This is a genomic window from Pseudomonas sp. PA-7-1E (genome assembly GCF_021605325.1).
GTDB classification, from domain to species: domain Bacteria; phylum Pseudomonadota; class Gammaproteobacteria; order Pseudomonadales; family Pseudomonadaceae; genus Aquipseudomonas; species Aquipseudomonas fluorescens_BV.
The window spans coordinates 174,616-193,446 of sequence record NZ_WKFA01000004.1 but is presented as its reverse complement, the minus strand read 5'-3'; the positions used below and the strand labels follow the sequence as shown (position 1 = coordinate 193,446).

Below are 18,831 nucleotides of genomic sequence, written 5' to 3'. Positions count from 1 at the left end.
GTGTGCACGGCTACCCTCAAGGGTGGCCGGGCGGCTGGCCACAACCCACTGGATCGAGAGCACGATATGTTTCCTGAGAGCTTTACCTTTTCCATCGCCGACTGGGTCAACGGTTGGGTGGACGCACTGGTCACCAACTACGGCGATGTGTTCCGGCACATCTCCGATACGCTGCTGTGGGCCATCGTCAACCTGGAAGGCCTGCTGCGCGCAGCGCCCTGGTGGCTGATGCTGGCCATCGTCGGGGGCATCGCCTGGCACGCCACACGCAAGGTGGTGACCACGGCGGTGATCGTCGGTTTGCTGTTCCTGGTGGGCGCCGTTGGCCTGTGGGACAAGCTGATGCAAACCCTGGCATTGATGATGGTGGCCACGGTGATTTCGGTGTTGATCGGCATCCCCCTGGGTATCTTGTCGGCGCGCAGTAATCGCCTGCGTTCGGTGCTGATGCCGCTGCTGGACATCATGCAAACCATGCCCAGCTTCGTGTACCTGATCCCGGTGCTGATGCTGTTCGGCCTGGGCAAGGTCCCGGCGATTTTCGCTACGGTGATCTACGCCGCGCCGCCGCTGATTCGCCTGACAGACCTGGGTATTCGCCAGGTCGATGGCGAGGTCATGGAAGCCATCAACGCCTTCGGCGCCAACCGCTGGCAGCAACTGTTCGGCGTGCAATTGCCGCTGGCGCTGCCAAGCATCATGGCCGGGATCAACCAGACCACCATGATGGCGCTGTCGATGGTGGTGATCGCCTCGATGATCGGTGCCCGTGGCTTGGGTGAAGACGTGCTCGTCGGCATCCAGACCCTCAACGTTGGCCGTGGCCTTGAAGCCGGGCTGGCGATCGTGATTCTTGCAGTGGTCATCGACCGCATTACCCAGGCTTATGGCCGCCCACGGCATGAGGCGAGCAAATGACGACTGTCAGCAAAATCGAAGTCAAAAACGTCTTCAAGATTTTCGGCGCACGCGCCCAGGATGCGCTGGCCATGGTCGGCCAGGGCAAGACCAAAGACCAGGTACTGGCCGAGACCGGTTGCGTGGTCGGTGTGAATGACCTGTCCCTGAGCATCGGCACCGGTGAGATCTTTGTGATCATGGGCTTGTCGGGTTCGGGCAAATCCACCCTGGTGCGCCACTTCAACCGCCTGATCGACCCCACCAGCGGCGCGATCCTGGTGGATGGCGAAGACATCCTGCAACTGGACATGGAAGCCCTGCGCCAATTCCGTCGGCACAAGATCAGCATGGTGTTCCAGAGCTTCGGCCTGCTGCCGCACAAGAGCGTGCTCGACAACGTTGCCTACGGCCTGAAAGTGCGTGGCGAAACCAAGCAAGTCTGCGCCGAACGTGCGTTGCACTGGATCGAAACCGTGGGCCTCAAAGGCTACGAAAACAAATACCCCCACCAGCTGTCCGGTGGCATGCGCCAGCGCGTGGGCCTGGCCCGCGCCTTGGCGGCCGACACCGACATCATCCTGATGGACGAAGCCTTCAGCGCCCTCGACCCGTTGATCCGCGCCGAGATGCAGGATCAGTTGCTCGAGCTGCAAAAGACCCTGCACAAGACCATCGTGTTCATCACCCACGACCTCGACGAGGCCGTGCGCATCGGCAACCGCATTGCGATCCTCAAGGACGGCAAGCTGATTCAGGTCGGCACCCCGCGAGAGATTCTGCACTCGCCGGCGGATGAGTATGTGGACCGCTTTGTTCAGCGGCGGGCAGCGGTGGTCTGATCCGGGCTTGAACGTTCTCACGCTCCGCGTGGGAACGCATTTCGTGACGCTCCGCGTCACTTGGGGGGACGCAGAGCGTCCCAGGCGGCGTACCCACGCAGAGCGTGGGAACGATCAATGCTGCCTAAGAATTGAAGAAGGTATGAAGATGTCCCAGGCAACCAAAATCATCATCGCCGACACCCCCATGCGCTGGCAGGACGTCACCGCCGTCGCCCGCCACGGCGCCATGCTCGAACTGTCGGGCCACGCCTGGGCGCGTATCGACAATGCCCAGGCCATCGTGCAGCGCATCGTCGCCAGCGGCGAGCGTGCCTATGGTGTCAACACCGGCCTGGGCGCGTTGTGCAACGTCTCGCTCAAGACCGAGCAACTGAGCCAACTGTCGCGCAATACGCTGTTGAGCCACGCCTGCGGCGTCGGCCCGGTGCTCAGCGATGAGCAAACCCGTGCGATCATCTGCGCGGCGATCATCAACTACAGCCACGGCAAATCCGGCCTGCATCCGCAGGTGGTGCACGCGCTGCTGGCGCTGCTCAACCACGGCATCACCCCGCAAGTACCGTCCCAAGGCTCGGTGGGGTATCTGACCCACATGGCCCATATCGGCGTGGCCCTGCTGGGCGTTGGTAATGTGAGTTATCGCGGCCAGATCGTCACGGCGCAACACGCGTTGCAGGCTGAAGGCGTGCAGCCGGTGGTGCTCGGCGCCAAAGACGGCCTGTGCCTGGTCAATGGCACGCCGTGCATGACCGGCCTGAGCTGCCTGGCCCTGGCCGACGCGCATCACTTGCTGCAGTGGGCCGACGTGATCGGTGCCATGAGCTTCGAAGCCCAGCGCGGCCAGATCGACGCCTTTGACGAAGAAATCATTGCTCTCAAACCGCATCCTGGCATGCAGCACGTAGGTATCAACCTGCGTGCCCTGCTCGATGGCAGTGAGGTGATTGCCAGCAGCAAGGGTATTCGCACCCAGGACGCCTTGAGCATTCGCTCGATCCCGCAGATTCACGGCGCGGCCCGCGACCAGGTGGAACACGCCACGCGCCAGATCGAGACCGAACTCAACAGCGCCACCGACAACCCGCTGGTGCTGGGCACCCCAGACAGCTACCGCGTGGTGTCCCAGGCCAACCCCCACGGACAGTCCGTCGCGTTGGCGGCCGACATGCTCGCCATCGCCATGGCCGAGATCGGTTCGGTGGCCGAGCGTCGCCTGGACCGCCTGGTCAACCCGCATGTCAGCGGCCTGCCTGCCTTCCTGGTGAGTAACCCGGGCGTCAACTCCGGAATGATGATCGTGCAGTACGTCGCCGCGTCCTTGTGCGGGCAGAACCGCCAGTTGGCGCAACCGGCCGTGCTCGACAACTTCGTCACCTCGGGCCTGCAGGAAGACCACTTGAGCATGGGCACCAACGCCGCGCTCAAGTTGCACCAGGTGCTGGCCAACGTCACCCAGATTCTTGCCATCGAGTACCTGCTGGCGGCCCAGGCTTTCGAGTTTCTCAAGGACCAGCGCTTCGGCGCCGGTACCGACCGCGCCTGGCGTTTGCTGCGCGAAGTGGTCCCTGCGTATGAACAGGACCGCTGGCTGGCGCCGGATATTGCCGCCGCTGCCCAATTGCTTAAAGACACTGCTTTACCGAATTTGCACTGAACACCTAAGAACAATTCACAAGGAGTATGAATGTGACTGCGCTAAACCTGATTCCAGGCCAACTGAGCCTCGCCCAACTGCGTGCCATCTACCAGCAGCCAGTAACCCTCAGCCTGGATGACAGCGCCTCGGCCCAGATCGAAGCCAGCGTTGCCTGTGTGGAGCAGATTCTCGCCGAGAACCGCACCGCCTACGGCATCAACACCGGTTTTGGCCTGTTGGCATCGACCCGCATCGCCAGCGAAGACCTGGAAAACCTCCAGCGTTCGCTGGTGCTGTCCCACGCCGCCGGCGTCGGTGAGCCGATCAGCGATGCACTGGTGCGACTGGTCATGGTGCTCAAGGTCAACAGCCTGAGCCGTGGCTTCTCCGGGATTCGTCGCCAGGTGATCGACGCGCTGATCGCGCTGATCAACGCCGAGGTGTACCCGCACATTCCGCTCAAGGGGTCAGTGGGTGCTTCCGGTGACCTGGCGCCGCTGGCGCACATGTCCCTGGTACTGCTTGGCGAAGGCAAGGCGCGTTACAAGGGCGAATGGCTGGAAGCCACCGAGGCACTGAAAATCGCCGGCCTCACGCCGCTGACCCTGGCCGCCAAAGAAGGCCTGGCGCTGCTCAACGGCACCCAGGTGTCCACGGCCTATGCCCTGCGTGGCCTGTTCGAAGGCGAAGACCTGTTCGCCGCTGCCCTCGCTTGCGGCGGCCTCACTGTGGAAGCGGTACTGGGTTCGCGTTCGCCGTTCGATGCGCGTATTCATGCGGCGCGTGGCCAGCGTGGCCAGATCGACTCGGCAGCGGCCTATCGTGACCTGCTCGGTGAGAGCAGCCAGGTGTCCCAATCGCACCAGAACTGCGACAAGGTTCAAGACCCGTATTCCCTGCGTTGCCAGCCACAGGTAATGGGCGCGTGCCTGACTCAATTGCGCCAGGCCGCCGAGGTGCTGGTGGTAGAAGCCAACGCAGTGTCGGATAACCCGTTGGTCTTTGCCGCCGAAGGCGATGTGATTTCCGGTGGCAACTTCCACGCCGAACCCGTAGCCATGGCCGCCGATAACATGGCGCTGGCCATTGCCGAAATCGGCTCCCTGAGCGAGCGCCGGATCTCGTTGATGATGGACAAGCACATGTCGCAACTGCCGCCGTTTCTGGTGGGCAATGGCGGGGTGAACTCCGGCTTCATGATCGCCCAGGTGACCGCCGCCGCGCTCGCCAGCGAGAACAAGGCGCTGGCCCATCCCCATAGCGTCGACAGCTTGCCGACTTCGGCCAACCAGGAAGACCACGTGTCCATGGCCCCGGCTGCGGGCAAGCGTTTGTGGGAAATGGCCGAGAACACCCGGGGCATCCTCGCGGTGGAATGGCTCGCGGCGTGCCAGGGCCTGGACCTGCGCGACGGCCTGAAGACCTCGCCCAAGCTGGAAAAAGCCCGTGGCATCCTGCGCGACAAGGTGGCGTTCTATGACAAGGACCGCTTCTTCGCCCCGGACATCAACGCCGCCAGCGAACTGCTCGCCAGCCGCTGCCTGAATGAGCTGGTGCCGGCCAAGTTGCTGCCAAGCCTCTGACCGGGACTCGGTCTGTGCCTGATCATTCCCACGCTCCGCGTGGGAATGCATCCTGTGACGCTCTGCGTCACCGCTCTAAAAGCGGACGCGGAGCGTCCAGGTCGGAGTTCCCACGCCGAGCGTGGGAGCGATCTTCTCCTCATAAGAATAATTAGGGACGAGAAATGCACCAGCCAGAAAAAGGTTTGAAACGCGGGCTCAACGCCCGACATATTCGCTTCATGGCCCTCGGTTCCGCGATCGGCACCGGGCTGTTCTATGGCTCCGCCTCCGCCATCCAGATGGCCGGTCCTGCCGTGCTGCTGGCCTACCTGATCGGCGGCGCTGCTGTATTCATGGTGATGCGCGCCCTCGGTGAGATGGCCGTGCACAACCCGGTGTCTGGCTCCTTCGGCCACTACGCCAGCACCTACCTGGGGCCCATGGCCGGGTTTATCCTCGGCTGGACCTACGCCTTTGAAATGATCATCGTCTGCCTCGCCGACGTCACCGCGTTCGGCATCTACATGGGCTTCTGGTTTCCCGAAGTGGCCCGTTGGGTCTGGGTGCTGGGCATCGTATTCCTGATCGGCGGCCTGAACCTGTGCAACGTCAAAGTCTTTGGCGAGATGGAGTTCTGGCTGTCGTTGCTCAAGGTCGGTGCCATTGTGGCGATGATCCTCGGCGGTTTTGGCATCATGCTGTTTGGTATTCACTCGGCAGGCGAAACCCAGGCCAGTGGCTTGAGCAATCTGTGGGCCCACGGCGGCTTCATGCCCAACGGCATCGGTGGGCTGATCGCCTCGTTTGCGGTGGTGATGTTTGCCTTTGGTGGCATCGAAATCATCGGCATCACCGCCGGTGAAGCCAAGGACCCACAGCGGGTGATCCCCAAGGCGATCAACGCTGTGCCGCTGCGTATCCTGCTGTTCTACGTGCTCACCCTGTTCGTGTTGATGGCCATCTACCCGTGGCCGCAGATCGGCAGCCAGGGCAGCCCGTTCGTGCAGATCTTCAGCAACCTGGGGATTGGCTCGGCGGCGACCATCCTCAACATCGTGGTGATCTCGGCGGCGGTGTCGGCGATCAACAGCGACATTTTCGGCGCCGGGCGCATGATGTACGGCCTGGCTCAACAAGGGCAGGCGCCCAAGGGCTTCGCGCAATTGTCCAAACAAGGCGTGCCATGGATGACCGTGGTGGTCATGGGCGCCGCCTTGCTCGGCGGTGTGGTACTCAACTACCTGATCCCGGAAAACGTGTTCCTGCTGATCGCCTCGATTGCCACCTTCGCCACCGTGTGGGTATGGCTGATGATCCTGTTTACCCAGGTCGCCATGCGCCGCTCGATGACCAAGGCGCAGATCGCCGAACTGAAATTCCCGGTACCGTTCTGGCCTTATGCGCCGGCGGCGGCCATTGTGTTCATGCTGTTTGTGTTTGGTGTACTCGGTTACTTCCCGGATACCCAGGCGGCGTTGATGGTAGGCGCCGTGTGGATCGTGCTGCTGATCATCGCCTACTGGCTGTGGGTCAAGCCTGCCGCCGGGCAAACGGCCAAGGTCGATTACGACCCGGTTTTGTCTCATCGATAACTTAGGGAGGCGTTGATGAAAACGCTTTGGCAACACTGCCACGTCGCAACCATGGCCAACGGCAAATACTCGATCATCGAGGATGCCGCCATGGTGACTGCCGGCTCGCTCATCGAGTGGGTCGGCCCCCGCAGCCAGGCGCCAACCGCGGATTACGCCCAGGTGCATGACCTGCAAGGCGCGTGGGTCACTCCCGGGCTGATCGATTGCCACACCCATACGGTGTTCGGTGGCAATCGCAGCGGCGAATTCGAGCAGCGCCTCGAAGGTGTCAGCTACGCCGAGATCGCGGCCAAGGGCGGCGGCATTGCCAGCACTGTGCGCGCAACCCGTGCGGCGAGCGAAGATGAGCTGTTCTTGTGCGCTGAAAAGCGCCTGCGCAGTTTGCTGCGTGACGGCGTGACCACGGTGGAAATCAAGTCCGGCTACGGCCTGGACCTGGCCAACGAACGCAAGATGTTGCGCGTGGTCCGGCGCCTGGGTGAAGCGCTGCCGGTCAGCGTGCGCGCCACCTGCCTGGCCGCCCACGCGTTACCGCCGGAGTACAAGGACCGCGCCGACGATTACATCGAGCACATCTGCAGCCAGATGCTGCCGGCCCTGGCCGCTGAGGGGTTGGTGGATGCGGTCGATGCCTTCTGTGAATACCTGGCATTTTCCCCCGAGCAGGTTGAGCGGGTATTCAAGGTCGCCCAGCAACTTGGCTTGCCGGTGAAGCTGCACGCCGAGCAACTCTCGTCGTTGCATGGCTCAAGCCTGGCGGCGCGCTACCACGCGTTGTCGGCCGACCACCTGGAATTCATGACTGAAGAAGACGCCATCGCCATGGCTGCGGCCGGTACCGTCGCCGTGCTATTGCCGGGCGCGTTCTACTTCCTGCGTGAAACCCAGTTGCCGCCCATGGACGCCCTGCGCAAACACGGCGTGAAGATCGCCATCGCCAGCGACCTCAACCCCGGCACATCACCGGCGCTGTCGGTGCGGCTGATGCTGAACATGGCCTGCACCCTGTTCCGCATGACCCCGGAAGAAGCCCTGGCCGGCGCCACGCAACACGCGGCCACCGCGTTGGGCCTGGGCGATACCCATGGTTCCCTGGAAGTGGGCAAGGTCGCGGATTTTGTCGCCTGGCAGATCGATCGCCCCGCCGACCTGGCCTACTGGCTGGGTGGCGAACTGGATAAACGCGTCGTGCGCCACGGCGTCGACGTCACTGTTTGAGAGGATGCAGTTGTGGATAAGGTTCTGACATTCAAACAAGGCCGCGTGCCGCTGCTGATCAGCATGCCCCACGCCGGCCTGCGGCTCACCCCTGCGGTCGAGGCCGGGTTGATCCCCGAGGCGCAAAGCCTGCCGGATACCGATTGGCATATCCCGCTGTTGTATGACTTTGCCGAAGAGCTGGGCGCCAGCACCCTGGCGGCGGAGTACTCGCGGTTTGTCATCGACCTCAACCGGCCCTCCGACAACGCGCCGCTGTATGCCGGTGCTACTACCGGCCTGTACCCAGAGACGCTGTTCGATGGCGTGCCGTTGTTCCGTGAAGGGCAAACGCCCTCCGACGAAGAGCGGGCCAGCTACCTGCAAAAAATCTGGGGGCCGTACCACCGCCAACTGCAAGAAGAACTGGCACGCCTCAAGGCCGAGTTCGGTTATGCGTTGCTGTTCGATGCGCACTCGATCCGCTCGTTGATCCCGCACCTGTTCGACGGCAAATTGCCGGACTTCAATCTGGGCACCTTCAACGGCGCTGCATGCGACCCGCAGCTGGCCAGCCAGTTGGAAGCCATCTGCGCTCAGCATCCGCAATATACCCATGTGCTGAACGGGCGCTTCAAGGGCGGCCATATCACCCGTCACTACGGCAACCCGGCGCAGGATATTCATGCGGTGCAGCTGGAGTTATGCCAGAGCACCTATATGGAAGAGTTCGAGCCGTTCCGTTATCGCCATGATTTGGCCGAGCCGACGCAGGTGGTGTTGAGGCAGTTGCTGGAAGGGCTGTTGGCTTGGGGGCAGAAGCACTACCGGTAATTGTTGGTGCTGCTGCAATAGCTTTCGCGAGCAAGCCCGCTTGACCGCGCTCTATCATGAGAATGCGCTCGAAATGTGGGAGCTGGCTTGCCTGCGACAACGGGGGTTCAGCAACACTTTTATCAACTGACACACCGCCATCCCGGCAAAGGGCTGGCCCACGGTTGTTTGCGGGCACGCGGCCAGGTGCCGGAGGTGGATCGGCTGTATGACTATCTGCTTGGTTACCTGAGGCGCGAACTGCTGACACAGGTCTAAGTGCTCAAGGACATGCTCATTGCACAATTCGGGTTTATGATGCCAGACGGCAAAATAATAGACGTCCCCCCAGGGATGAACCCGACACCCTACGGAGCACGCAATGCAGACTTGGTACCCGCAGATCAAACCCTACGCCCGGCACGATCTGGCTGTCGATGACACCCACACCCTGTACGTCGATGAAAGTGGCTCCCCCGAAGGCTTGCCTGTCGTGTTCATCCATGGAGGCCCCGGCTCCGGTTGCGACGCCCAGAGCCGCTGCTATTTCGACCCGAACCTCTACCATATTGTCACCTTCGACCAGCGTGGCTGCGGCCGCTCTACGCCAAGGGCCAGTCTCGAGAACAACACCACCTGGGATCTGGTCGCCGACCTTGAGCGCATCCGCGAGCACCTGGGCATCGACAAATGGGTGCTGTTCGGCGGTTCCTGGGGTTCGACCCTGGCCCTGGCCTACGCGCAAACCCACCCCGAGCGCGTGCATGGCCTGATCGTGCGCGGCATCTTCCTCGCCCGCCCGCAGGATATTCGCTGGTTCTACCAGGAGGGCGCGAGCCGCCTGTTCCCGGACTACTGGCAGGACTATGTGGCACCCATCCCGGTGGAAGAGCGCCACGATATGATTGCCGCTTACCACAAGCGCCTGACCGGCAACGACCAGATCGCCCAGATGCATGCGGCCAAAGCCTGGTCGGGCTGGGAAGGCCGTATGTTGGGCCTGTGCCCGAGCCCGCAGCATGTGGAACGGTTTTCCGAGCCGCAGCGCGCCTTGTCCATCGCACGTATCGAATGCCATTACTTCACCAACAACTCCTTCCTGGAACCCAACCAGCTGATTCGCGATATGCACAAGATCGCCCATCTGCCTGGCGTCATCATCCATGGCCGCTACGATATGATCTGCACGCTGGATAACGCTTGGGAGCTGCATCAGGCCTGGCCCAACAGCGAGTTGCAGGTGATTCGCGAAGCAGGGCACGCGGCGTCCGAGCCGGGCATCACCGACGCACTGGTGCGTGCGACCGGCGAAATGGCCCGGCGCCTGCTCGACCTGCCGCCTGAAGAAGCATGAAGGGCTTGTTGCAGCGGGTGCGTGGCGCCCGGGTTGAGGTCGCAGGGGAGGTGATAGGCTCGATTGACCAGGGTTTGCTGGTGCTGGTGGCCGTCGAGCCTTCAGATATGCCCGAAAGCGCCGACAAACTGCTGCACAAGCTGCTTAACTATCGGGTGTTCAGTGACGAGGAGGGCAAGATGAACCTGTCCCTCAAGGACATCGGCGGCGGTTTGCTGCTGGTGTCGCAGTTCACCCTGGCGGCGGATACCAAAAGCGGGCTACGGCCCAGCTTCTCCACAGCGGCTCCTCCGGCCCTGGGAGCGGCGCTTTTTGAGCACTTGTTGTTACAAGCGCAACAATTGCATGGCAAGGTGGCGTCGGGGCGTTTTGGCGCGGATATGCAGGTGCACTTGGTCAATGATGGCCCTGTGACCTTCCTCTTACAGACATGAATGTATGAAAAACGACGTTAATGCCTAAAAACGCAGGGTTTCGCTACAAATACTTCACTGTCCCTGATGCGTTGTCTCGCGGGCTACTAGATAATCGCGCGCTACGGGGATCAGCGTTGTTTGGTCCATTTTTGACTTAGGTAGAGCCTTGTCCGACAACCGCATGGGGAATCATTTCGCCCCAGAGGAGTCGGAACATTGCTCGCCAACCTGGCATATAGATAGCTGGCCGTTGGTTTTTTGATCTGTTTTCGGCGAGGGTTGCTCGTGATTGTTAGTCCCTGTAATGCACCAAAATTGTCTGCCAAACGGTTACGAAACGCACTGGTGACGGGCTCTGCCCTGTTTTGCCTGTTCGGCGCGGGTCAACTGTGGGCGTTCAGTCTGGATGATGTGTCGGCCAAGGCAAAAGAGCTGGCTGGGCAGAAATACGAAGCTCCGCGCAGCAATTTGCCGAACGAATTCCGCGAAATGAAATTCGCTGACTACCAGAAGATTCGTTTCCGCAATGAAAAAGCCGAGTGGGCCGATCAGAACACCCCGTTCAAGCTGTCCTTCTATCACCAGGGGATGCATTTCGACACCCCGGTGAAAATCAACGAAGTCACCGCCGACAGCGTGCATGAAATCAAGTACGACCCGACGCGTTTCGATTTCGGCGACGTGAAATTTGATCCTAAAGCCACCGAACAGCTGGGTTACGCCGGTTTCCGTGTGCTTTTCCCGATCAACAAGGCCGACAAGCAAGACGAAATCATGACCATGCTCGGCGCCAGCTATTTCCGCGTCGTGGGCAAGGATCAGGTGTACGGCTTGTCTGCCCGTGGCATGGCGATCGACACCGCGTTGCCGTCTGGCGAAGAATTCCCGCGTTTCACCGAGTTCTGGATCGAGCGTCCAAAGCCGGGTGACAAGCATTTGGTGATTTTCGCGCTACTGGATTCGCCACGCGCCACTGGCGCTTATCGTCTGATCCTGCGCCCTGGCACCGACACCGTGGTGGACGTCAAATCCCAGATGTACCTGCGTGACAAGGTCAGCAAGCTGGGCGTTGCGCCGTTGACCTCGATGTTCCTGTTCGGCGCCAACCAGCCGTCCAAGGTCCTCAACTACCGTCGCGAGCTCCACGATTCCAGCGGCCTGTCGATTCACGCCGGCAATGGCGAGTGGATCTGGCGTCCGCTGAACAACCCTAAACACCTGTCGGTCAGCAACTTCAGCGTCGAGAACCCGCGTGGGTTCGGCCTGCTGCAACGTGGCCGCAACTTCAGCCACTACGAAGACCTGGACGACAACTACGACAAGCGCCCAAGCGCTTGGATCGAGCCTGAAGGTGACTGGGGCAAAGGCTCTGTCGACCTGGTCGAGATTCCGACCGCCGATGAGACCAACGACAACATCGTGGCCTTCTGGAGCCCGGCCGAGCTGCCGGAAGTCGGCAAGCCGCTGGACGTGGCTTACCGTCTGCACTGGACATTGGACGACGCGGCCTTCCATTCGCCGGACAGTGCCTGGGTCAAGCAGACCCTGCGTTCTACCGGTGACGTGAAGCAATCGAACCTGATCCGTCAGCCCGATGGCAGCGTGGCCTACCTGGTAGATTTCGAGGGCCCGTCCCTGAAGAAACTGCTGCCGGACGCTCCGGTACGTAGCCAGGTGAGCGTGGGTGATAACGCTGAACTGGTTGAAAACAGCGTGCGCTACAACGAACACACCAAAGGCTGGCGCCTGACCCTGCGTATGAAGATCAAGGACGCAAGCAAACCGACCGAAATGCGTGCGGCATTGGTGCAGGATATCGTGCAGCCTGAGCCTGAGTCGGTTTCCAACCATGTGCTCAAGGCCGACAAAGTCTTGGCCAAGCAGCATGAGAAGCAGGCCAAGAAAGACGCCAAGGACAAGGAAGCCAAACAGCCTGAGGCTGCCCCAGCCACACCGGAGCCGATCAAGACCGAGCAAGTCCTGACCGAAACCTGGAGCTATCAGTTGCCTGCCGATGAGTAATTCTCAAGTCAAGCCAGAGACTCTGTCCGAGTACCTGGCGCATCTACCCATGACGGCTGAGCAGCGCGCCGAGCTGGCGGGCTGCAAGTCCTTCAGCGAGCTGCACGAACGTCTGTCGTCCAAGACCTTCGACGCACCGACCGACGCTGCCCAAGCGTCGGTTGGCCGCCGCTTGACCCTCAACAGCGCCGAAGAGCTACAAGACGCCGAGATGCTGGCGCTCGATGCCAGCGGTCGTGTGTGCCTCAAGGCCACGCCGCCGATCCGTCGGACCAAAGTGGTGCCCGAGCCTTGGCGCACCAACATCCTGGTGCGCGGTTGGCGCCGGATGACCGGGCGCACCAACCCGCCCAAGCCACCGAAAGACGAGCGGGTGCTGCCGGCTGCGCGCTGGCGTACCGTGGGCTCGATCCGTCGTTACATCCTGTTGGTGCTAATGCTGGGCCAGACCATCGTGGCCGGCTGGTACATGAAAGGCATCATGCCGTACCAGGGCTGGTCGCTGGTCGACTTCGACGAAATTCGCAACCAGACCCTGCTGCAAACCGCTACCCAGGTACTGCCTTACGCGCTGCAAACCAGCATCCTGATCATGTTCGGGATTCTGTTCTGCTGGGTGTCGGCCGGTTTCTGGACTGCGCTCATGGGCTTCCTGGAGCTGCTGACCGGTCACGATAAATACCGCATTTCCGGTAAAAGTGCCGGTGACGAGCCGATTCCAAAGGATGCGCGCACCGCCCTGGTGATGCCGATCTGTAACGAAGACGTGCCGCGTGTATTCGCCGGTTTGCGTGCGACGTTCGAATCGGTGGCCGCAACCGGTGACCTGGACCGCTTCGATTTCTTCGTGCTCAGCGACAGTAACGACGCCGACATCTGCATCGCCGAACAGCAAGCCTGGCTCGACGTATGCCGCGAAGCGGGTGGTTTCGGCAAGATCTTCTATCGCCGTCGTCGCCGTCGCGTAAAGCGCAAGAGCGGCAACCTCGACGACTTCTGCCGTCGTTGGGGCGGTGACTACAAGTACATGGTCGTTCTTGACGCTGACTCTGTGATGAGCGGCGAGTGCCTGACCAGCCTGGTGCGCCTGATGGAAGCCACGCCGGATGCCGGGATTATCCAGACCGCGCCGCGTGCGTCGGGCATGGACACCCTGTATGCGCGTATGCAGCAGTTCGCCACTCGCGTCTACGGCCCGCTGTTTACCGCCGGCCTGCACTTCTGGCAGTTGGGTGAATCCCACTACTGGGGCCACAACGCCATTATCCGTATGAAGCCGTTTATCGAGCACTGCGCCCTGGCGCCGCTGCCCGGTAAAGGCGCGTTTGCCGGTGCGATCCTCTCCCACGACTTCGTTGAAGCCGCGCTGATGCGCCGTGCCGGCTGGGGCGTGTGGATTGCCTACGACCTGCCGGGCAGCTACGAAGAACTGCCGCCGAACCTGCTGGACGAACTCAAGCGTGACCGTCGCTGGTGCCACGGTAACCTGATGAACTTCCGCCTGTTCCTGGTCAAAGGCATGCACCCGGTGCACCGTGCGGTGTTCCTCACCGGCGTGATGTCCTACCTGTCGGCGCCGTTGTGGTTCTTCTTCCTGGTGTTGTCCACGGCCTTGCTGGCGGTGAACACCCTGATGGAACCGCAATACTTCATGGCGCCGCGCCAGTTGTACCCGCTGTGGCCACAATGGCACCCGGACAAGGCGGTGGCGCTGTTCTCCACCACCATCGTGCTGCTGTTCCTGCCTAAACTGCTCAGCATCATCTTGATCTGGGCCAAGGGCGCCAAAGAGTTCGGTGGAAAGTTCAAGGTGACCCTGTCGATGCTGCTGGAGATGTTGTTCTCCATGCTGCTGGCGCCGGTGCGGATGATCTTCCACACCCGTTTCGTCCTCGCCGCGTTCCTCGGCTGGGCCGCAACCTGGAACTCGCCGCAACGTGACGATGACTCCACGCCATGGAGCGAAGCGGTCAAGCGTCATGGTCCGCAAACCCTGCTGGGCTTCCTGTGGGCCCTGCTGGTGGTGTGGCTGAACCCGAGCTTCCTGTGGTGGTTGGTGCCCATCGTCGGTTCGCTGATGCTGTCGATCCCGGTGTCGGTGATTTCCAGCCGGGTCAAGCTGGGCCTCAAGTCCCGCGACGAGAGCCTGTTCCTGATCCCTGAGGAATACAACCCGCCGCAGGCCCTGCTGTCGACCGAGAAGTACACCCACGAAAACCGTTGGCACGCCCTCAACGACGGCTTTGTGCGTTCGGTGGTAGACCCGCAGCAGAACGCTCTGGCCTGCGCCTTGGCGACCTCGCGGCACCGTGAGGCCGAGCCCATCGAGTACCTGCGCATGGAGCGTGTTCGCCACGCGTTGAAAGTCGGCCCTGCCGGCCTCAACAACAGCGAACGCCTGGCCCTGCTCAGTGACCCGGTGGCCCTGGCTCGCCTGCATGAGCAGGTGTGGAGCGAAGGTCATGCCGAGTGGCTCGGTGCCTGGCGTGCTTCGATCAAGGCTGATCCGCACGCGCCGTTGCTGCCTCTGCAACCACAGTCGCCCCAGGCCCAACCGGCCTGATTCAGGCACCCCCGAAGGCTCACTTCGGGGGTGTTTCAAACGTTGGTCCTACAGCGTTTTTCGCTTCTTCCTTTTTGTCGCTAACTCCTTGTTATTTCGAAACAAAAGACCTTTGCTCGAGGCGTATTGCCGTGCCCGCGGCTGGGTTAGGATCGCCCCCCAAATTGGACTCGCCACGGGGGCATTCATGATCAAAAGGTATTGTTTGGCATTGCTGATGGGCTTTTTCCTGGGGGGGCACGCAGGCTTGCTTTACGCGGGCGCGCTGGACAACGCTGTGCGCCGTGGCGTGCTTAAGGTCGGTACAACCCCCAATAACGTCCCTTTCGAAATGCTCGATAAGCAGGGGCGCATCGTCGGCTTTGAAATTGACTTGCTCCATACCATGAGCCGCGCACTTGGCGTAGAGCTTGAATTGGTGGCAGTGCCTTACACGGATCTGTTGCCGGGGCTGACGACGAACAAGTTTGATCTGATTGGCAGCGGCATGACGGTCACTCAAGAGCGCAACCTCAAACTCAACTTCAGTGATTCATTTGTCGTGGTGGGCCAGACGGTGCTGCTGCACCCACGCATGGCGGGGAAGGTCTCCAGTATTGAAGAACTGGACGACGCCAGTTACCGCGTGGTTACCACCCAAGGCACCACCGGTGAAGCCGCAGCACAGCGCTTTCTTGTATCTGCGCGGCTCAGCAGTGTGCCCAACCCGGAAGAAGGCGTGCGGCAGGTCGTTGAAGGCAAGGCCGATGCTTTTATCCATGATGCGCCCTACAACCTGATCGCGATGAGTCGGCCACAGAACAGTACATTGTTGGCACTTGAGCAACCCTTCACCTTTGAGCCCTTGGCGTTCGGCCTGAAAAAAGGGGATTACGACAGCCTCAATTGGATCAACCATTTTCTCAACCAGATCGCCCAGGACGGCACCTACGATCGCCTGCATGACAAGTGGTTCAGGGATACGGCCTGGATAGCCGAGATCGACTGATCGTCATAACTGCTTACACATCAATCCCTGATCGAGAGGCCGCGCTGAAGCGTCTGCGCCTGTGTTTGGCCGGGTCGCTGTCAGGGTTTTCCGACACACGCCGATAACATTTACCGGTGAAACCTTTGTGGCGGACAACGAGTGGGTTAGGATCGCACCCCGAAATGGCGCAGCCCTCTTGTGCGCCAACCTTATAAGAATCGTTCAGGGGTCTTGATGATGAAAAAGTATCTTTCGATGCTGATGCTCGGCGTCACCGCGCTGGTCGCTGCCACTGCGGCCCAGGCCGGCGCCATTGATGAGGCGGTCAAGCGCGGCACGTTGAAAGTTGGCATGGACCCCACCTACATGCCGTTCGAAATGACCGACAAGCGCGGTGAAATCATCGGTTTCGAAGTCGACATCCTCAAGGCTATGGCCAAGTCCATGGGCGTCAAGCTGGAGCTGGTGTCCACCGGTTACGACGGCATCATCCCGGCCTTCCTGACCGGCAAGTTCGATATGATCGGCAGCGGCATGACCCTGACCCAGGAACGCAACCTGCGCCTGAATTTCAGCGAACCCTTCATCGTGGTCGGCCAGACGTTGCTGATCCGCAAGGAATTGGAAGGCACCATCAAGTCCTACAAAGACCTGAACGACGAGAAATACCGCCTGACCTCCAAGCTCGGCACCACCGGTGAGATGGTTGCCAAGAAGCTGATCTCCAAGGCCAAGTACCACGGCTACGACAACGAGCAGGAAGGCGTGCTCGACGTGGTCAACGGCAAGGCTGATGCGTTCGTCTACGACGCACCGTACAACGTGGTGGCCGAAAAGAAGGTCGGTAACGGCAAGCTGGTGTTCCTGGAAGAACCCTTCACCTTTGAACCCCTGGCGTTCGGTTTGAAGAAAGGCGATTACGACAGCATCAACTTCATCAACAACTTCCTGCACCAGATCCGTAACGACGGCACCTACGATCGCATCCATGACAAGTGGTTCAAGAGCTCCGAGTGGCTCAAGGACATGGAATAAGGCCTGACACCGAGTTGCCTGCATCGCAGGCAAGCCAGCTCCCACATTTGACTGTATTCACACATCAATCTGTGGGAGCGGGCTTGCCCGCGATGGCGGCCTATCAGGCGACACCTATGCGGAAAGTGAAATGAAACATAAAAAAGCCCAATGGCCCTGGCACCTGCTGACGGTGGTGGTGCTGGTCGGCCTGGCGGGTGCCTTGTACTACGCCACGTCGTTGATGTCCTACGAATGGCGCTGGAACCGCGTCCCCCAATACTTCGCCTATCAAGCCGAGACCTCCCAGCGCGCCGCGGATATTTCCACCGTGGTCGAGTTGGTGCGCAAAGGCGATACGGCCGAAGTCACCCTGCGCAACGACGCCGGAGTGGAGCAAAAGCTCACAGTCGCCGATAACAGCCTGCAAGTGGCGCGCGGTGACGATGTAGCTGAAGGCGACGTGGTCGGCGTGACTCGGCAATGGGCACTGGGGCCGTTGATGTGGGGCTTGTGGACCACACTGTGGCTGTCGGTGGTGTCCGGCATCCTGGGTTTGGCGATTGGCTTGGCGACCGGGCTGTGCCGGCTGTCGAAAAATCCCACCTTGCGCGATCTGTCGACAATCTATGTCGAGCTGGTGCGGGGCACGCCGCTGCTGGTGCAGATCTTCATTTTCTATTTCTTTATCGGCACGGTGCTCAACCTGTCCCGGGAGTTTGCCGGGATTGCCGCGCTGTCGTTGTTCACGGGTGCCTACGTGGCAGAAATCGTGCGCGCCGGCGTGCAGTCCATCACCCGTGGCCAGGATGAAGCGGCGCGCTCACTGGGCTTGAGTGCCAGCCAGTCGATGCGCCACGTGGTACTGCCGCAGGCCTTCAAGCGTGTGCTGCCGCCCCTGGCCGGGCAATTTATCAGCCTGGTCAAGGACACGTCCCTGGTGTCGGTGATCGCGATTACCGAGTTGCTCAAGAGCGGCCGCGAAGTGATCACCACCTCGTTCTCGCCGTTTGAAATCCTGTTTTGTGTGGCGGGCTTGTACCTGCTGATCAACCTGCCGCTGTCGAAGATGGCCAGCCGGCTTGAGCGGAGGCTTGCCCAAAGTGATTGAAGTACGCGATCTGGTAAAAGTCTTCGATACCCGTGGGCAGCTGGTGCGCGCGGTGGATCACGTCACCACCCAAGTGGCCAAGGGCGAGGTGCTGGTGGTGATCGGTCCTTCGGGGTCCGGCAAGTCCACCTTCTTGCGCTGCCTGAATGGGTTGGAGGCGTTCGATTCGGGTTCGGTGAGCATCGACGGCCTGCAACTGGCCGACCCTAAGACCGACGTGAATGCCTACCGCCGTGAAGTCGGCATGGTGTTCCAGCACTTCAACCTGTTCCCCCACATGACCGTGCTGGAAAACCTGTGCCTGGCGCAAAAGGTCGTGCGCAAGCGCGGCAAGCAAGAGCGCGAGGCCAAGGCCCTGGCGCTCTTGGAAAAGGTCGGTATTGCGCAGAAGGCCCACGAGTTTCCATCGCGCCTGTCAGGCGGCCAGCAGCAGCGAGTCGCCATTGCCCGAGCCCTGGCCATGGAGCCCAAGGTGATGCTGTTTGACGAGCCCACCTCGGCCCTCGACCCGGAAATGGTCGGTGAAGTGCTCGACGTGATGAAGACCCTGGCCCTGGAAGGCATGACCATGGTGTGCGTCACCCACGAGATGGGCTTTGCCCGGGAAGTGGCAGACCGGGTGTTGTTTTTCGATCACGGCAAACTGCTGGAAGACGCCGCCCCGGCCGAGTTCTTCAATGCGCCAAAAGACCCGCGTGCCCAGGCCTTCCTGCGCCAAGTCCTGTAGAAATATTTGCCTCTGTGGCGAGCGAGCTTGCTCGCGCTGGAGTGCGAAGCGCTCCCAAGATTTTGGGGCCGCTGCGCAGCCCAGCGGGAGCAAGCTCCCTCGCCAC

Annotated in this window: 14 protein-coding genes and 2 pseudogenes; all 16 read left to right on the top strand. The window is 61.1% G+C overall.

The window, feature by feature from the left end; genetic code table 11:
- Positions 1 to 66: 66 nt before the first annotated feature.
- The gene (locus GIW79_RS04465) at positions 67 to 918 is read left to right on the top strand and encodes an ABC transporter permease (protein ID WP_003187838.1); all 852 of its coding nucleotides are present in this window, start codon (positions 67 to 69) and stop codon (positions 916 to 918) included.
- A complete protein-coding gene (locus GIW79_RS04460; protein WP_003187840.1) occupies positions 915 to 1,739 on the top strand; it encodes a quaternary amine ABC transporter ATP-binding protein in 825 nt (274 codons plus the stop codon). Before GIW79_RS04465 ends, GIW79_RS04460 begins: the two co-directional genes overlap by 4 nt.
- Before the next feature lie 148 nt (positions 1,740 to 1,887).
- Positions 1,888 to 3,396: a histidine ammonia-lyase gene (gene hutH, locus GIW79_RS04455; protein WP_236454279.1), complete on the top strand. Its 1,509-nt coding sequence runs from the start codon at positions 1,888 to 1,890 to the stop codon at positions 3,394 to 3,396.
- Positions 3,397 to 3,422: 26 nt separating this feature from the next.
- Positions 3,423 to 4,961, top strand: coding sequence for a histidine ammonia-lyase (hutH, locus tag GIW79_RS04450; protein WP_089042090.1), 1,539 nt, complete (start codon positions 3,423 to 3,425; stop codon positions 4,959 to 4,961).
- Positions 4,962 to 5,125: 164 nt separating this feature from the next.
- Positions 5,126 to 6,535 (top strand): amino acid permease, encoded by a 1,410-nt coding sequence (locus GIW79_RS04445; protein WP_034125549.1) that lies wholly within the window; start codon positions 5,126 to 5,128, stop codon positions 6,533 to 6,535.
- 15 nt (positions 6,536 to 6,550) lie between these two features.
- Entirely contained in the window at positions 6,551 to 7,756 is a 1,206-nt protein-coding gene (hutI, locus tag GIW79_RS04440) for an imidazolonepropionase (protein WP_072445800.1), read from the top strand.
- Between the two features lie 12 nt (positions 7,757 to 7,768).
- The gene (gene hutG, locus GIW79_RS04435; RefSeq protein WP_054897534.1) at positions 7,769 to 8,569 is read left to right on the top strand and encodes an N-formylglutamate deformylase; all 801 of its coding nucleotides are present in this window, start codon (positions 7,769 to 7,771) and stop codon (positions 8,567 to 8,569) included.
- 144 nt (positions 8,570 to 8,713) lie between these two features.
- A pseudogene (locus GIW79_RS04430) lies at positions 8,714 to 8,827 on the top strand (alpha/beta hydrolase); the annotation flags it as partial.
- A gap of 103 nt (positions 8,828 to 8,930) precedes the next feature.
- Positions 8,931 to 9,902 carry a prolyl aminopeptidase gene (gene pip / locus GIW79_RS04425; protein WP_034125552.1) on the top strand — a complete coding sequence of 324 codons (972 nt, stop codon included), beginning with the start codon at positions 8,931 to 8,933 and terminating at the stop codon, positions 9,900 to 9,902.
- Complete coding sequence (gene dtd, locus GIW79_RS04420; RefSeq protein ID WP_236454281.1) at positions 9,899 to 10,336, top strand: D-aminoacyl-tRNA deacylase; 438 nt, start codon at positions 9,899 to 9,901, stop codon at positions 10,334 to 10,336. Before pip ends, dtd begins: the two co-directional genes overlap by 4 nt.
- A 267-nt stretch (positions 10,337 to 10,603) precedes the next feature.
- Positions 10,604 to 12,340 carry a glucan biosynthesis protein G gene (locus GIW79_RS04415; protein WP_014716546.1) on the top strand — a complete coding sequence of 579 codons (1,737 nt, stop codon included), beginning with the start codon at positions 10,604 to 10,606 and terminating at the stop codon, positions 12,338 to 12,340.
- Positions 12,333 to 14,911, top strand: a pseudogene (gene mdoH / locus GIW79_RS04410) (glucans biosynthesis glucosyltransferase MdoH); the annotation flags it as partial. The gene GIW79_RS04415 and the pseudogene mdoH, both read left to right, overlap by 8 nt.
- 179 nt (positions 14,912 to 15,090) lie before the next feature.
- Positions 15,091 to 15,891: a transporter substrate-binding domain-containing protein gene (locus GIW79_RS04405; RefSeq protein ID WP_034125555.1), complete on the top strand. Its 801-nt coding sequence runs from the start codon at positions 15,091 to 15,093 to the stop codon at positions 15,889 to 15,891.
- A gap of 219 nt (positions 15,892 to 16,110) precedes the next feature.
- On the top strand, positions 16,111 to 16,908 hold the full coding sequence (locus GIW79_RS04400; RefSeq protein ID WP_032901820.1) for a transporter substrate-binding domain-containing protein: 798 nt from the start codon (positions 16,111 to 16,113) through the stop codon (positions 16,906 to 16,908).
- 130 nt (positions 16,909 to 17,038) lie between these two features.
- Positions 17,039 to 17,998: an amino acid ABC transporter permease gene (locus tag GIW79_RS04395; protein WP_054897532.1), complete on the top strand. Its 960-nt coding sequence runs from the start codon at positions 17,039 to 17,041 to the stop codon at positions 17,996 to 17,998.
- Positions 17,991 to 18,725 (top strand): amino acid ABC transporter ATP-binding protein, encoded by a 735-nt coding sequence (locus GIW79_RS04390; protein ID WP_034125863.1) that lies wholly within the window; start codon positions 17,991 to 17,993, stop codon positions 18,723 to 18,725. Before GIW79_RS04395 ends, GIW79_RS04390 begins: the two co-directional genes overlap by 8 nt.
- Positions 18,726 to 18,831: the final 106 nt, after the last annotated feature.

What these genes read in the sequence shown, in the direction of transcription:
- hutH (WP_236454279.1), top strand. Translation starts at nt 1,888, where the DNA reads ATGTCCCAGGCAACCAAAATCATCATCGCCGACACCCCCATGCGCTGG.
- GIW79_RS04465 (WP_003187838.1), top strand. Translation starts at nt 67, where the DNA reads ATGTTTCCTGAGAGCTTTACCTTTTCCATCGCCGACTGGGTCAACGGT.
- hutH (WP_089042090.1), top strand. Translation starts at nt 3,423, where the DNA reads ATGAATGTGACTGCGCTAAACCTGATTCCAGGCCAACTGAGCCTCGCC.
- dtd (WP_236454281.1), top strand. Translation starts at nt 9,899, where the DNA reads ATGAAGGGCTTGTTGCAGCGGGTGCGTGGCGCCCGGGTTGAGGTCGCA.
- GIW79_RS04400 (WP_032901820.1), top strand. Translation starts at nt 16,111, where the DNA reads ATGAAAAAGTATCTTTCGATGCTGATGCTCGGCGTCACCGCGCTGGTC.
- GIW79_RS04445 (WP_034125549.1), top strand. Translation starts at nt 5,126, where the DNA reads ATGCACCAGCCAGAAAAAGGTTTGAAACGCGGGCTCAACGCCCGACAT.
- GIW79_RS04405 (WP_034125555.1), top strand. Translation starts at nt 15,091, where the DNA reads ATGATCAAAAGGTATTGTTTGGCATTGCTGATGGGCTTTTTCCTGGGG.
- pip (WP_034125552.1), top strand. Translation starts at nt 8,931, where the DNA reads ATGCAGACTTGGTACCCGCAGATCAAACCCTACGCCCGGCACGATCTG.
- GIW79_RS04395 (WP_054897532.1), top strand. Translation starts at nt 17,039, where the DNA reads ATGAAACATAAAAAAGCCCAATGGCCCTGGCACCTGCTGACGGTGGTG.
- GIW79_RS04460 (WP_003187840.1), top strand. Translation starts at nt 915, where the DNA reads ATGACGACTGTCAGCAAAATCGAAGTCAAAAACGTCTTCAAGATTTTC.
- hutI (WP_072445800.1), top strand. Translation starts at nt 6,551, where the DNA reads ATGAAAACGCTTTGGCAACACTGCCACGTCGCAACCATGGCCAACGGC.